Origin of the sequence: Paenibacillus sp. FSL R7-0026 (genome assembly GCF_038004485.1) — a bacterium.
GTDB lineage: Bacteria > Bacillota > Bacilli > Paenibacillales > Paenibacillaceae > Paenibacillus > Paenibacillus xylanexedens_A.
This window is the reverse complement of record NZ_JBBORG010000001.1, coordinates 3,415,868-3,430,358: the sequence shown is the minus strand read 5'-3', so window position 1 is coordinate 3,430,358 and position 14,491 is coordinate 3,415,868. Positions and strand designations below refer to the sequence as shown.

Genomic DNA, 14,491 nt, shown 5'->3' with positions numbered 1-14,491 from the left:
AAAAGTCCTCCATTCAGCTTTTGGGTTCCAGAGGATACTGTGGATTTAATCTTGAACTTCTTCGAATAATTCTCTGAGCATCCGATCCTTGTTATTCACAAACTCTTTCATAATCATATAATGGTCGGTTTCTTCCAATACTTGGACTTCGATACCATCCGGCGTTAGATTGTAAATAATCGAATCTGGATATGCCATAAGGATTGGGGAATGGGTCGCAATTATAAATTGAGAGTTTTGCATAACAAGTTCATGGATTCGTGTAAGCATCGCCATTTGGCGAAGGGGAGACAATGCAGCCTCAGGCTCATCCAGTATATATAATCCATTCTCCCCGAACCGATGAATGAACGTGGAAAAGAACGACTCTCCGTGCGATTGCTCATGCAAGGACTTGCCACCGTACGAATCTTTAATAGGGCGAATAGGTCTACCGAATGAAGGCTGGCTGTCCAATTCATCGATCGTCGTGGCTAAATTATAATAACTCTCTGCCCGGAAGAAGAAGCCATCCCTCGGGCGTCGCGGACCTTTGATCAATTGTATATATTCATATAAGTTCGAATGAGTAGCCTGGGTTGAAAAGGAAAAGTTGACCGTCCCACCCTCCGGGTTAAATCCCCATGCAACAGCAATGGACTCCATCAGTGTTGATTTGCCCATCCCATTTTCACCTACGATATAGGTTACCTTGGGGTGGAAATCAAGAGTATTTAGGTTTCGAATGACCGCCAAATCAAAGGGGTAACGATCATAGGTGGGTACTTGTTGCCTCTTAAGCTGAATTTGTCGTAAATAGGGATGCTGTATATTAATATAGTTCACTCCCTTTTAAGCCTTTGATCGTTATGGTTATCTTTGTTGGGAACCGCTGACTCATGTTAGTCTCACCCTTTAGTTTACTCCATCTAACAAATAATACCACATACCGAAACTAATCTGCCGGTTAGCTTAATGCAACAGATAAATGTTCTAATCTACATCGGGAGCATGTTCTTAACCATTTCAACAATGGTACTAAGTTCTTGCCTTAGGTCGGAAAAACCAATTCCTGATACAAAAATCAAACGAAGTCTTATATTAATATGGGTTATATCTCACCATAGGAGTTCCATTATGCTACTATTTAGATAACTACCTAATCTGAAATAACACAATGTACTTGTCCTTTTGGCAATGGAACCAAGTTCTTGTCCTCAGCTGGGGACACTGCCATTCTTATTCATATGAAAAGAAGTCCGCAGAATCTGCGGACCTAATTGTGTGATACATGATGTTCCCTCATAGTGCTTCAAATCAAGAAAATACCTCACGATTCCGGAACACTCGATATGCACCAAGTACAACTACACCCGTAAACATTCACCTCTCTCCACTGCTTTGATCTAAACCTTAAATTTTTCTCGCATAATACATCCACAGTGCAAAAAATACGATTAAAACAAATAATAAGCAAGTAAGTAAGGTGTAGAATATCAAGGGATTAAAGAAACCGGCGATCACGGAGGCAATGCCCAGACCAATGAGAATGATTGCTGTGCTGAGTGTGCCGGCTCTCTGGAGTATCATTACACTCCGCTCGTCATTCTCCTCAATATATTGCTTCTTCAGCTCGGCTTCATTATTACTGGCTTTTATATACCTGACCAGGAAAAAAGCGACGGCCACTTCAACCCCGATAAAAGCGCCTGTGTGAAATCCCTTTATAAAACCAGGTAAATCGGGTAGTCCACCTCGGTAAAATATAAGTCCTACATAGATCAATAGTGTAGCAGCGGCTACCAGAGACAGTACGTTTTTGCGAGTTTTTACTTTAATCTTGTACTTGTCCATTTACATCTCCTCCACTTCGCTGAAATCAAAAACATCTTCAATGGCGAGTCCAAAAAAATTAGAAATTTTGTAAGCAAGAATAAGGGAAGCCGTATACTTTCCCCTTTCAAGAGAGGTGATGGTTTGCCGGGTAACACCAACAATTCGTCCTAGCTCTTCCTGTGACAGCTTATGCTGCTTACGCAGTTCTGCAATTCTTGTCTTCAAGTGATCACGTCCTTGCAATGTTTACTTTGCATTTTTAGCATAGTTCACTTTGCATTTTGTGTCAAGTTAACTTTGCATTGTTACTTGCCTCTGAATGCATAACAAGCCAAGCCCCCTCTTTGTAAAAGGAGGGCTTGGCTCGGTTGATTTTGTATATAAGATGCCAGAAGAGTTTACTTTAACTGAGCAAATGGTTGAAGCACTTGGTGTTACCCCTATAGAAACGTATGTAGGCCGTGACTTAATGTTTGTATTGGAAAGTGAAAAAGCGGTTCAAACCGCTACACAGGATCTCTGGAACCATAGATGGTATACCGTACACTATTTATTCGGGTCTCGATGCCACTTATCATCTCCCATTATTCTATCAACAATATGATGGGCTTCCCAAACAGCCGCAATCTCTAAACCTTCGCATTCTTCGCTATTAGAAGGTCTAATTTCTCCCATATGATAAATCAAATATTCTCCTGATATCTTATCAATGATACAGGCAGGTGGGGGCCATGCCTCTCCTTCATCCGGGAATGGACGATTCTCAATGACCGGCCAATCGCCTGACTTCAGTACATCATCATATACACCCACGATAAATTGGTATTCTTCTTCTTGAGGTATCTCTTCTATAGAGTCACTTATAAGATTATAGATTGCAATGTTAGCATCTTTAAGCCTTCTCCCAAAGGCAAACTTACCGTTAGGCAAAGGGATAGCGTAGATATCACCCAATTTTATTCGTTTACGTTTCGTATTCTTCACGGTTTTCCAAACTCCTTCGTTGAGGTTTTAAGTTAGTATTTTTCAAGTTCTGTCTTTAAATCCTCAATTAGTATATCGACTTCTAATACAACAGAATCGGCATTATTTAAGAATATTGAAGGTTTAACACCCTCTTTTTTTAAATTGGGTAGAAACTCGTCTATGAACTCGTACAAATCCATACTTTTACTTGAGTAAATTTCCCAACCATCAGTTGCACAGTATTCCGCGAATTCTTTCTTAGGCCAAAATGGAAGTAATTTATTACCCTCATCATCTTCAGTAACTGACCAACCATTCTCATAAAGCCCCCACACTTCTTCTGAATCTACTACTTTTTTGATGAAGTATTCATAACGAATATTTGCAGGGAGATTGATGACTGATTCAAATTCTTTCTGATTCATATTTCCTCCTAATGATGTTGTCCTTCGACAAGAGTTGCAGCCGATGAACTAAATTATCAAGTCTAAATTTAAACGACCGATTCCCAGGTAGAAATATTGGAAATCGGTCGTAAGCCTATTTTAGAGTATGAGATTTCAGGTTCTCCGGTTTCAAGGATCTGTTCCATCTGATCTTCATTCATTGTATCCGAAATCGCAAATTACTGTTCTTTATACACGCGTACATAATCCACTTGCATGGTCGCCGGGATATCGGAGGCGTTCGGGGTACGGCCACAGTCAAAGTTTCCGCCGATTGCCAAGTTCATAATAAGGTAGAACGGCTCATCGAATGGTGCATTCGGATTATTCGGTGCAGCTGCGGAATACCACTGCTCGTTAGTGACTTTATAGAAAAATTTGCCGTCCACATACCATTTAATGTTGTCCTCTTCCCAGACCACCGAGTATACATGATAATCATTGGCAAAAGTTTGTCCCGCCGGGAAGTGATAATCGCCGCCCGAATACTGGTTCCCTGGCCATTGTCCACCAAAGTGTATGGTACCGCTTACTGATCCAGGCAGACGGCCTCTCGCTTCCATAACATCAATTTCACCTGATGCAGCCCATGTGCCGTATACCGAATCTTTTGGAAGCATCCACAGTGCTGGCCATACGCCATCACCTGTAGGAAGCTTGGCACGAAAATCGACTCTGCCGTACTTCAAGGACAGTTTATCCTTGGTGTTAATCTTTCCTGAAGAATACTGTGCATACCGATTCGGGTCTTGTGGGAAAGATTTGCTGTCGTTCATGGCTTTGATATTCAGCTTTCCGTCCTGTACATAAACATTTTGAGTGCTGTTTGTGTAGTGTTGCAGTTCTGCATTTCCCCATCCCCAAGTACCGGAATCGTTATTGAGATAATATCCTGTTTCATAGTTCCATTTGCTTGTATCCAGCGTAGTTCCGTTAAACTCATCCTGCCAGATGAGGTTCATGCCCGCGATTGCCGGGTCGGTTGGTGTTCCGATTGAGATATCCTCTTGATCGGATACATCCGGACGCGGGGCATTTGGATTGCCGATGAAGGTATAGTTGACGAAGTTGTTGCCAATATTTCCACCCGTCTGTCCATTCAGCGGATATCCAATACGGATCTGCATATTTTCCTGGATTGGCTGGAACCAAAGACCATAGACATAATCGGCCCAGTAACCCCACTGGTTGGCATCGGACATATTGTTGTAGCCATTAGCGGAGTATGCAAACTTGCTCTGACTAGAGTTACTCAAATCAACCCATTGCCCATTGATGTTAATTTGGTATACAAAATTGCCCAGTTCCTTGGCGATTGGCGCCCCCCCATCAATTTTGGGAAGGGGAACCCCAATGGAACCATTCGCATCTGCTGTAAAGGTTGTTCCTTCGTATGGCGTAATGACATATGAATTTCTTGTAGGTTCATTAAACGTAATGGTATAAACAAGATTAGCTGAAGAAGTCTTTGATTCCAATTTGACATTGATCGACTCCGTTACGTTAAACCAGTACCCTCCGCCGCCATCAGTGAATTGGCCAAAATTGTGATCGTAGATCCAGCCGCTGGCTGCGTTATTGTCAATATCAATCCAGGTGCTGCTGTTTACAGGTTTGACATACACCTTCAAATCATCCGCAACAGCTTCATAAGTGACCGCAGGATTATTGTTGAACGTTGGATATGTAAAGCCTGCACCGCCTGTGAAACTTGCTGTGATTTGTGGACCTTGTGTCGGATTCATCGCTGTGATGGTTGTTTTGTTGATGTTTTGGAATACAAGTTGATACTCCAGCTTAACACCATTCGCTTTGGAGTACAGTTGAATCTCGGTTGTTGCGGAGAGGGTGAACCAATAGCCATTGAAGCCGCCATCGCTCCAGTGCCCCCAGTTTTGGTTATAGATATAACCGCCTGCCTGGTCGATATCAACCCAGTTGTTGCCCACTTTTACATTAACGCCTACATCACTGTAAACATCATTCCATGTCGCGGAGCCTCCATTGAACTTAGGCATAACAAATCCGTAGCTGGCCTTGCCAACCCCTGATTTTGAAATAACAGGCCCGTCTGCTGATGAGAAGTACTCCATTGAGGTTACGGTAGTTCCCGCTGCCTGAACCTTTGAAGCTGGAAGTATGCCAATACTAGCCAGCATCACAACCACAAGAAACATACCGAGCACCTTTTTCATAAACCGTTTCGCCGTAAAGTGAGATGGTTTCATAATTGCCCTCCTTTAATAGAATAATAGCTTCTCCCAATCCATGCGTATTAAGGAAATCGCTTACATGAAGGGATATCTTTATTCTATCGAATAGGTTAATTCGCTGAAAAGGTACAATTGTTTTTGTGGTATCCCATTTTTTTGGCTTTTGATTTAATTGGCATATTTAACAAGGGAGTTTGTCCGTTTGATTATGCTGTTTCATGCTTCGTGCTCTGCCTTCTGCCGCATCATCTGTCGGTACTCTGTTGGTTGGATCTGCATCACAAGTCGGAACGCGCGTGTAAAGCTTTTGTAGCTTTCATAGCCAACCATAGCAGCCACCTCCACAATTTTATGATCGGTTTCGGCGAGAAGCCGCCGCGCTTTATCCAGACGCACATCTCGTAGGTATTCAGCAAAACCTTTACCAATATTCTTCTTAAACAGATTTGAAAAATAAGCATAATTAAGCGATACATGATTGGATACCATCGCGAGGTCCAGCGGTTTGTGGTAACTTTCGTGTATAAAACGAATGGCTTCATTTAGATCCTGCGAATGGCGATAGCTGCACTTATAGTCATAATATAACTGATTCAGCCGAAGCAGCTGCTGTTGCAGTGCTTGTATATAATCACGCATCCCTTGATAATCAAAGAGATTACGCAATGATTCAAGGTCCAGCACTTCTTCCCCCATATAAGGGTGGATAACTCGTTGGTATTCCTCCATCATCTGAACGGTGGCGGCGCAGAGCTGTTGAGTATAGCGAATAGGATAGCGTTGCAGCACCTTTTTGTGAAATATTGCAGAAATACCCTGAGTGATTGTTCCGCTGTTATCTGTTCCAACCGACTGGAACAGTTCATATAAGTCTTCATAGGGAAGTTGCCATTGCTGTTCCATATGCTCAATATGTGCTGGGAAGATACTGTACTGATCAGGAAACAGGTAACTGTGGCGATAGAGCTCAAGCACTTGGGTATAGCTGTCGGGTAGTTCTTTTAACCCCTGAGTCGGGTTAGTCATGGCTGTTATGGCATCGATCTTTCCTTCCTTGAGCGCTGCAGGCAAAACACTTGGATCTATGGACGCATCCACCGCAAGGATCAGGTATGGGCGATGTTGCAGGCAAATATAACCTTGTCTGCCAAACACACGATAAGCAATGGCTTCCATGCTATGGGCGCTGCTGGCCCCGGGCTGGTTAATGCAAACTTCTTCCCGCAGCAGGGTTAGGCGATAATTACGCCATAACGCAACATTTTGTTCCTCAATCTGAAGAATCCATGTGTCATCACTTAACGCACCTTGCATAAACATTTTTAACTCTTTACGATCGGTCTCTTGGGCGAGACGGGATACACGTTGCATATTATGCGTAAGTGCCTGCCGTGTCTGGATCTCTTGCCATACATGCTCCAGGGAATTTAGCAGATCCTCTCGCTTCAAAGGTTTTAGCAAGTAGCCCTTTGCCCCAAGCCCGATCGCTTTTTGGGCATATGTAAAATCACTATAACCGCTGATAATGAGGTATTCCACATCCATGTATTCCTCTTTGGTTTGAGCCATGAGTGCCAACCCATCCATATCCGGCATCCTAATATCGGTAATAACGATGTGAATGCAATGCTGCCGCAATAGGCACAGCGCCTCAATCCCGCTCGCGGCACAGTATATGTTGTTCAGCTCCAGAGGAAATTGATGCAGCATGGCCTGCAGACCGTCACGAATGTGTTTTTGATCGTCCACAATCAGGATATTAATCATGCTCTACCACCCTCCAAGATTTACATTTTCCCAAGGCAAGCGTATCGTTACGCAGGTATATGCACCTTGCACACTATCAATCCAAAGACCGCAATTCTTGCCATAATGAAGCTGCAATCGCTTATTCACGTTTTCCAAACCAAGTCCGCTCCTGCTAGTCACCATCGACGTATCCGATTCGCTACGCAGTACTGCCTGAATACGGTGTAACATCTCAGGCCCTAACCCCACTCCGTCATCTCTTATGTTAATGAAAAGCAGACTGTCATTCTCCACAGAAAAGGTAATCTCTATAGTTACCCTGCCGCCTGAAGGTGACCCGTGATGAACGGCATTTTCAACGATGGGCTGCATGCACATCTTGGGAATGGCGTAGCGAAGTATCTCCTGAGGAAGATCCGCCGTCATAACGATACTGCCGCCTTCCATAAAGTTAATAAATTCAATATAACTTTGGATATTGGCAAGCTCCTCACGAAAAGCAACGGTATCGCTACGCCACTGCATGCTGTAACGTAACTGGGAACCCAACGACACCAATGAATTGGCTATAGCAGGCTGCCTCTGTACCTCTGCCACCATACGGATCGATTCCAGGGCGTTATATAAAAAATGAGAATTAATCTGCGAATGCAGGGAGTGCAACTGTGCGTTTTTGGCAATTAACTGCTTATCCACGACCTGTGTCATCAGACGTTTGACCTCATGTAACATTTTATTGTAATTCACCGCCACCTCATCGATTTCATCCCCTCTTTCGTTCTCATCAAGACCTGTATCTATCATTGCATCCAGCTCGCCTTTCCGTACCTGACGCATGGATACCAGTACGCTGTCCAACCGCCGGAAAATACGCCGCGTCGTTTGGGATACGAGTAGCATAATCAGCAGCAATACACATAATGTAATCGTTACCACAAATGCATACCAACTGCGCGGCCCCTTCATCAATGCCTGATGGGAAGCAATATCAACCACATAAGTGTTCAACGGAGCGATGTATCGATACAATGCATAGAAGCTCTGATCTCCCACCTTAACCTGAAGCGGGCTTTCCTGCGGCATTATATCCAGCTGGTGATGAATACTGCCAAGGATCTCCTCCATCCCCTGCCCGTACTTCTCAGAAAACTCATGCTGGGGATTGTAAACATACTCGGGAGGATCGCTTGCGTTCATCAACACCGAAAAGAAGTCCCCCTTGCTCTCCTGGAGCAGGTCGCTGAAAAACATGCTGTGCGGGACTCGCACTTCCATAATACTAGGGCGTTTTTGTTCCTGCCCTTGAAGACGAACCAGACGATAGTAGGATAATGTGTGTTCACCATCCCTAAAAGAAAATAAACGGTAAGCCGCCCCACCTTCATCCCGAAGCTTTACCCAATAATCCTGCGGCGAAAATTTCTTGTAATGATAGATTTCAGGCCAGATTTCATACAAGTTTGGGTTATCGACGTAAAAGCTAAGCTCACTGATCATCGCATTGCTTTGAATGATATTAAGCATTTGCTCAAACTGGTTTTGCTTAAACTTCACCAGACGCAGTCCATCCACAAGCATATTGGAATGAATAAAATCCACAAATGACTTTTGAGTAAGAGCTGTATTGGAAGCGTTCTCAATCATGTCCATTCTTCTGTGCAATTGTTCATTCAGCCATGAAACGTGACTGTTGCCCGTTGCCATAGCATCCTTATATAGCTGGGTTTCTTGCATGCGGATATACACAAAGGATATCAAAATAACAGGTATGGCAATCATCAGGCTAAATGCCAGAAACAGCTTTTGGGATATACGGGCATTGCGATAAAGCTTCCTCAATCTCGTTAGTAGGTATTTCATTTTGATGTATTCACCACCTTTCTTATACCATATATTACTAGTTAGCTGATAGTTAACAATGTAGGGAATGGTTATCTGGCTATCTTGGCTTTTCGCAGTTCCAGTTCAGCCTGACGATATTCCATTACCTGGTTAAAGCCGTAGTTCACACGACGTATCAGAAAATTTTCAAAAATTTTGTCAAAGGCAGCTTCATCCTTCGCTGTAATCAGTTCTGGCAGCACTTCTTCCCAATTCTGAGAAATACGTGACCAGGCTAACGCTATATCGGAATCCCCTATAGGATCTAGTCCCTTATAGATGCCACTGTCCAGATCAGCCTGTTGGTTGGCGAACTCCTCCATTTGTTTAATGGATGGGGCATTCTCTGGTCTCCACTTGTTAACGAAAGCAGGGTTTCGCAGCATCCAGTAGGTATCCATAATGCCATATTGCTTTTCCAGCCGTTCCCGATCCGTGTCATACAACTGGACCATTGCCGCCGTTAACTGCGGTTTGCCGTTCTTCATCGCCCAGGTTTCACCTTCTTTGCCCAAAAATAAATCCCTTTGGCCTTCTTCGCTGGCCAGATAGGTCAAAAATCGGATGGCCCGTCCAGGGTTTTCCGTGGATTTGCTAATCATCGTGACCATCCAGCCATCCATGCTGCCGGGAAACAGTTTGGCGGATTCTCCCCTGCTGCTCCGGGGTCCATCTACAGCAATATAGTATGAACTCTGATTCGTAAGCACTTCCAATTTCGAATTAAGGTCCGATATGTCTGTCCATTCCCGAATCATCATAAAATATTGGGCATGGTTGGTTTTTTCCTGCACCTGTGCACTGGAGTCGACCAGAAAATCAACATTAATCAGGCCCTGCTCGTAAGCGATACGAAATGTTTTCAGCCACTCGATATAATCGGGATCTGTCATTCGGTCGTATACTTTACCGTTCTGTTCATGGGGGATCGCAAGCAGATTTTGCAAATATTCGGTCATCCCATAGGATGCATTCCCCTGTGCCCAAAACGGACTGATCAGCTGGCCTTTATAAACAGAATATTGATTCTTCAGCAATTGCAATGCATTTAGAAAACCTTTCGGTGTGGTAAGGTCCGGTTTGCCCATCGACTCATACAGATCTTTACGTACGAGAAAGGTTTGGTTAGCTCCCGTCAAGCCGGTTGAACGCATCTGTTCGGGACTGTACGCATCATTGGGGATGACATAGGTATGGCCGTCTTCCTGACGATACCATTGTAGAGCACCATCACCTGCTACCTTGTAAAAGTAAGGATCATACTGGTTGGCTAGCTCATCCAGGGCATAGATGAGATTACTCTCCCGAAGTTTGTTAACCGCACTCTCCCAGGAGCCGATGGTTATCAAATCCGGCAGACTACCGGTCGTCAACATCCGTGATAACATCTCACTTGGTTCACCAGTTGACACTTCAAATTCGATATTGACCCCTGTTTTTTGGGTGACATATTTGGAAGTCAGGCTCTCACCCCAAGTGTGCCCGTACCATTCGGCTCCAACGAACCACGTTAGATTCACGGGGGTGGTATCCAGCTTCCATGACGGTTCTTCCAGATTCAGATTAAGGCTCTGTATCTGCTCCGTGAAGTCAGCCTTTGTCGGAGCACCCCTATCTTCCGATTGCTCTGACTCAGAACAAGCAGACAAGCCTGACATCAGGCATATCATCAACAAGGTTAAAATAAAAGGACTTCGAAACATGAACACCTAAGCGCCTCCTTCCTATACTGGCGATCTCCAATCCCCATCTGCATCAGCATTCATACTAGTGGTGGTACAACCGATTTTACTACCCTTGGATTAAAATGGAAATGGTTTAATGGTCGATTCGCAGATGATCTGCAACATTCCCCCTAACGAAACATAACTTGTAATAAATCAATGGAAGGGAGACCAATTCGTGTATTTAATCTGGATACTTATTGTCGGTGGGCTAATTGGCTGGTTAAGTGGAAATCTGATTGGACGGGACGTGCCGGGAGGCGTACTCGGAAATATCATTGCTGGCTTTGTTGGATCATGGTTAGGGTATGAACTGTTGGGACCGAGGGGGCCGGTTGTGGGTGGATTTCATATCATACCCGCGATCGTCGGGTCGATCATTGCTCTCTTGATTTTCTATGCTCTGGCGCGCAGTGGAGCGTTCCGAAGACGTTAACAGGCGGAGACGACAAGTTTTTCCCAATTGATTGGGTAGTGACGTAAAGCTTCTTTCGCCACCGTTGCATAATCTTCTTCACAAAGTATAGTATCCACTCCAGTTACGGTAGTCGAATAAAGCCGCCGATCTTGTTGATCGGCGGCTTCCTTTGGTTTTATGGAAATTAGAAACCACCTCTAGAATGAATGATTTGTCCGGTAATCCATTGGGAATCATCGCTCGCCAGAAAAGCAATCAGACGGGATACATCTTCAGGAAGACCAATCCTGCCCATCGGAAATCCCGGTAGCAAGGATCTTTTCACTTCTTCCGACATCCAACCCGTATCGGTAGGACCGGGATCAACCGCATTCACAGTAATGTGAAACGGCGCCAGTTCAGCAGATAGACATTCGGTAAAGGTGGAGACAGCGCCTTTCGTTGCAGCATAAGCTAGATTGCCAGGCATTGGCCCCTTACCTTGACCGGACGTGAGGTTGATGATCCGGCCGCCGCAAAGGACCTGACGGTCGGCCAGTTCAACCTCCAGCATACGCGCAAATTCGGCCGATAGCATGAACGTACCTCGAATGTTCATGGCGCAGTGCGCATCGATTAGTGATGCATTCAATTGACGAAAATCAGCTGCTACACTGTAGGTAGCGTTGTTGACGAGAATGGTCGGCAGCCCGAGAGCCGATCGACATTCATCAAGCAGCCGCACTGGGGAAGTGGGATCGGTAAGATCAACCTCCATATGCGCTGCTTTAATGCCATAGGAGCGAAGTTCTTCGGCGAAGAGATCCGGCCAGTTCTTGTCGGCATCTCCCGGATTCTCTGTTTTATCGTAATCGTACAGATGGGTATAGAACACATTAGCGCCTTCGTGCGCCAACGTGCGGCAGACAGCGGTTCCGATACCTCCGGGGCGGCTTGTGCCTGTCACGATAGCGGTTTTTCCATATAGTTTGGTCATTTTATTTCCTCCGTTTAATAAGGGAGGGAGAAAACCATTTTTCATTGGAGATGGAATTATCCGAGGTACAACAAAAAGCGGATACATCAAGTATCCGCGCCCGGGTTTGATTCAAACGGTTCCTCGCGTCCCTTGAATGATTGCGGATCGGCATCACAAACGAGGCGTGTGGTTATAACCAAAATACCAAGTCGAGCGATCCAGTTTAGATAATCATTACAAGGAAGTCCACATTGTCCGGCGAGTCCCCTTTCCTACATCTCCACTTCAAATATTACGAGTCAGACTCAATTACTGTCAAGATGATAAATACATGGTAGTGACAAATATAGAAATTCTTATTAAACTAACCTGCCCGTTAGCTTAATGAATTAAAGGGCAAAATAACGATTACGCCTATTCTGCAATAGGAACAAGTTCTTGTCCCTAGACATTTGTTGAAAGCAACATTTTAGAATTCTCCTTGACACTATAATTTAATCTTGATGGAAGAGATAATTCTCATTTCACAAATATCAAAATTTGATTAGGTCCAGTCCTTTTCATAACCCGGTAGCCTGTTGTAGATGATGTTGCAATTCCCTCGTTATTCGGCCGGCAAAATCCCCCTACCTGATTAGTACCGTCATCACGAACAAGCAATTTACCGACAACACCAATCGGTATCCATTCTACCCTTTGCAATCGGGGGATATATTCCTTCGATGAGTCATACACAGGATTTAGTTGACCTTCTCGTTTAGTATAGGAAGGAATCATTATTCGACCTTCCTTATCTTTCACTTCAGGTACAACAACATCATGATATTGAATTCTTCCCCACTCATCTTTGACGTATAGATCATGCCATCTTAGATCACTTGCATCGGCAATAATCGCTGGTGTCGCACTCACTACACCAAGAATATAGTCATCTTCAGCATGAGCTATTTGAACTTTATCACCAACTAAGGTTACAAAATACCCGACATCAATTGTATTTCCGTCATATGTTTCAAACATTTCAGCATAATCGGCAGCTGCGGGAGAGATGACCGTTCCATCCAAATAAAGGTTGCCTGTAGCTCCTTCAATCACAGCTGAGTTTAATGTTGGTCCGACCGCAAGACCATTTGCTAAGTGCCAAGAAAAGGGGAATCGCGATTGTCCATTCTGACCCATAATATGAGATCCATTGAAAAATGCTGTTGTATTCATTCCTTCCGCATGGGAGGCGACCCCGATTGCTACAGTGCCAATCCCTTCCGCATGGGGAGCTTCCCCGTTTGCTATAGTGCCAATCCCTTCCGCATGTGAGGCGATACCTAGTGCTGTTGTGCTGTTCCCTTCCGCATGGGAGAAGTCACCTATCGCCTGTGGGCCTTGGACAACTGTAATATCAAAAGTTCCCCCTTCCGCATGTGAGGCAAAACCACTGGCGGTTGTTCCAACCCCTTCCGCGTGAGAACAAGGACCGCTCGCCAGGTTAGGAGCAGCTGTTCCGTTTGGATCCTGAGCTCCACCTTCAACATGAGAAGCTCTGCCGATCGCTGTGTTTCCTTCACCTTCGGCATGGGAAAAATCACCGCTAGCCAAGCTAAGCAGACCTTGAGCATGCGAGGCTTGCCCGATGGCAGATGTGTTTTGACCTTCAGCATGTGCATATAGTCCGCTGCTTAGTGTCTCTCCACCTTCCGCATGAGAGCCAATTCCACTAGCATTTGAATTATAACCTTCCGCATGTGCTGCAGCGCCGCTAGCTGTTGTAGAATCACCTTCGGCATGTGCTGTATCGATCGTTGAATTCGTAAGGTATCCTTCCGTATGAGATGCTGCACCCGCTGCTGTAGTTGTGCTGCCCTCGGCATGGGATGCATTTGCGCTCGCAATCGTTTGATAACCTTCAGAGTGAGACGCTGTCCCACTGGCAGTAGTATTCAATCCTTCTGCGTGAGCCGCGAAACCACTCTCTGTATTTCCTATCCCATCCATCGTTGGATTCCCCTATCTATAAGATAAAATTAACATTCTATTTTCTATTCTATGAAGTATCATTCATAGGGGGAACGGTAATTGCCTCTTTCCAAGAGAAATGGGATTGGTTAAGGCAAACATCAACATGACTTTCGCTGGTAAACAACGGTCACTTCGCGATCAGCACCACCATCTGACGAAGGAGCCATGAGTCAGTTCTTAATTTACTTCATCTAAAGTAGCAAACTCTTCAATCGAAACTTCTTTCTGACCTCGGATTGAAGAGTGATAAGGTACTATATCATTTGCAGAATTCCTTGATTTTCTCCCAATAAGCCACTTCTATAGCG

12 protein-coding genes are annotated in these 14,491 nt (G+C 44.6%); 1 reads left to right on the top strand and 11 read right to left on the bottom strand.

From position 1 onward, the window contains the following. Positions 1-45: 45 nt before the first annotated feature. The 9 genes from MKY44_RS15120 to MKY44_RS15080 form a co-directional block, all read right to left on the bottom strand. Entirely contained in the window at positions 46-825 is a 780-nt protein-coding gene (locus MKY44_RS15120) for an AAA family ATPase (RefSeq protein WP_445670651.1), read from the bottom strand. 567 nt (positions 826-1,392) lie between these two features. Beyond that, on the bottom strand, positions 1,393-1,833 hold the full coding sequence (locus MKY44_RS15115) for a hypothetical protein (RefSeq protein WP_341007722.1): 441 nt from the start codon (positions 1,831-1,833) through the stop codon (positions 1,393-1,395). Further along, positions 1,834-2,040: a helix-turn-helix transcriptional regulator gene (locus MKY44_RS15110; RefSeq protein ID WP_339783535.1), complete on the bottom strand. Its 207-nt coding sequence runs from the start codon at positions 2,038-2,040 to the stop codon at positions 1,834-1,836. A gap of 321 nt (positions 2,041-2,361) precedes the next feature. Beyond that, the gene (locus tag MKY44_RS15105) at positions 2,362-2,799 is read right to left on the bottom strand and encodes an Imm26 family immunity protein (RefSeq protein WP_341007721.1); all 438 of its coding nucleotides are present in this window, start codon (positions 2,797-2,799) and stop codon (positions 2,362-2,364) included. A gap of 32 nt (positions 2,800-2,831) precedes the next feature. After that, a complete protein-coding gene (locus tag MKY44_RS15100) occupies positions 2,832-3,206 on the bottom strand; it encodes a DUF2750 domain-containing protein (protein ID WP_341007720.1) in 375 nt (124 codons plus the stop codon). Positions 3,207-3,406: 200 nt separating this feature from the next. Beyond that, positions 3,407-5,455, bottom strand: a complete 2,049-nt coding sequence (locus tag MKY44_RS15095; protein ID WP_341007719.1) for a glycoside hydrolase family 16 protein — start codon at positions 5,453-5,455, stop codon at positions 3,407-3,409. A 201-nt stretch (positions 5,456-5,656) separates the two neighbouring features. Further along, the gene (locus MKY44_RS15090; RefSeq protein WP_341007718.1) at positions 5,657-7,207 is read right to left on the bottom strand and encodes a response regulator; all 1,551 of its coding nucleotides are present in this window, start codon (positions 7,205-7,207) and stop codon (positions 5,657-5,659) included. A gap of 3 nt (positions 7,208-7,210) precedes the next feature. Beyond that, complete coding sequence (locus MKY44_RS15085; RefSeq protein ID WP_341007717.1) at positions 7,211-9,049, bottom strand: sensor histidine kinase; 1,839 nt, start codon at positions 9,047-9,049, stop codon at positions 7,211-7,213. A 71-nt stretch (positions 9,050-9,120) separates the two neighbouring features. Then, positions 9,121-10,773, bottom strand: coding sequence for an extracellular solute-binding protein (locus MKY44_RS15080; protein ID WP_341007716.1), 1,653 nt, complete (start codon positions 10,771-10,773; stop codon positions 9,121-9,123). 199 nt (positions 10,774-10,972) lie between these two features. On the opposite strand from MKY44_RS15080, the gene MKY44_RS15075 reads away from it, so the two are divergent. Further along, positions 10,973-11,230 (top strand): GlsB/YeaQ/YmgE family stress response membrane protein, encoded by a 258-nt coding sequence (locus MKY44_RS15075; RefSeq protein WP_341007715.1) that lies wholly within the window; start codon positions 10,973-10,975, stop codon positions 11,228-11,230. 166 nt (positions 11,231-11,396) lie between these two features. On the opposite strand, the gene MKY44_RS15070 is transcribed toward MKY44_RS15075, so the two are convergent. Beyond that, on the bottom strand, positions 11,397-12,188 hold the full coding sequence (locus tag MKY44_RS15070; protein WP_341007714.1) for an SDR family oxidoreductase: 792 nt from the start codon (positions 12,186-12,188) through the stop codon (positions 11,397-11,399). Positions 12,189-12,689: 501 nt separating this feature from the next. Next, positions 12,690-14,159: a peptidase G2 autoproteolytic cleavage domain-containing protein gene (locus tag MKY44_RS15065; RefSeq protein WP_341007713.1), complete on the bottom strand. Its 1,470-nt coding sequence runs from the start codon at positions 14,157-14,159 to the stop codon at positions 12,690-12,692. Positions 14,160-14,491: the final 332 nt, after the last annotated feature.

Coding starts and splice junctions, on each gene's coding strand:
- MKY44_RS15115 (WP_341007722.1), bottom strand. CDS start 1,833: ATGGACAAGTACAAGATTAAAGTAAAAACTCGCAAAAACGTACTGTCT.
- MKY44_RS15100 (WP_341007720.1), bottom strand. CDS start 3,206: ATGAATCAGAAAGAATTTGAATCAGTCATCAATCTCCCTGCAAATATT.
- MKY44_RS15095 (WP_341007719.1), bottom strand. CDS start 5,455: ATGAAACCATCTCACTTTACGGCGAAACGGTTTATGAAAAAGGTGCTC.
- MKY44_RS15090 (WP_341007718.1), bottom strand. CDS start 7,207: ATGATTAATATCCTGATTGTGGACGATCAAAAACACATTCGTGACGGT.
- MKY44_RS15085 (WP_341007717.1), bottom strand. CDS start 9,049: ATGAAATACCTACTAACGAGATTGAGGAAGCTTTATCGCAATGCCCGT.
- MKY44_RS15080 (WP_341007716.1), bottom strand. CDS start 10,773: ATGTTTCGAAGTCCTTTTATTTTAACCTTGTTGATGATATGCCTGATG.
- MKY44_RS15070 (WP_341007714.1), bottom strand. CDS start 12,188: ATGACCAAACTATATGGAAAAACCGCTATCGTGACAGGCACAAGCCGC.
- MKY44_RS15065 (WP_341007713.1), bottom strand. CDS start 14,159: ATGGATGGGATAGGAAATACAGAGAGTGGTTTCGCGGCTCACGCAGAA.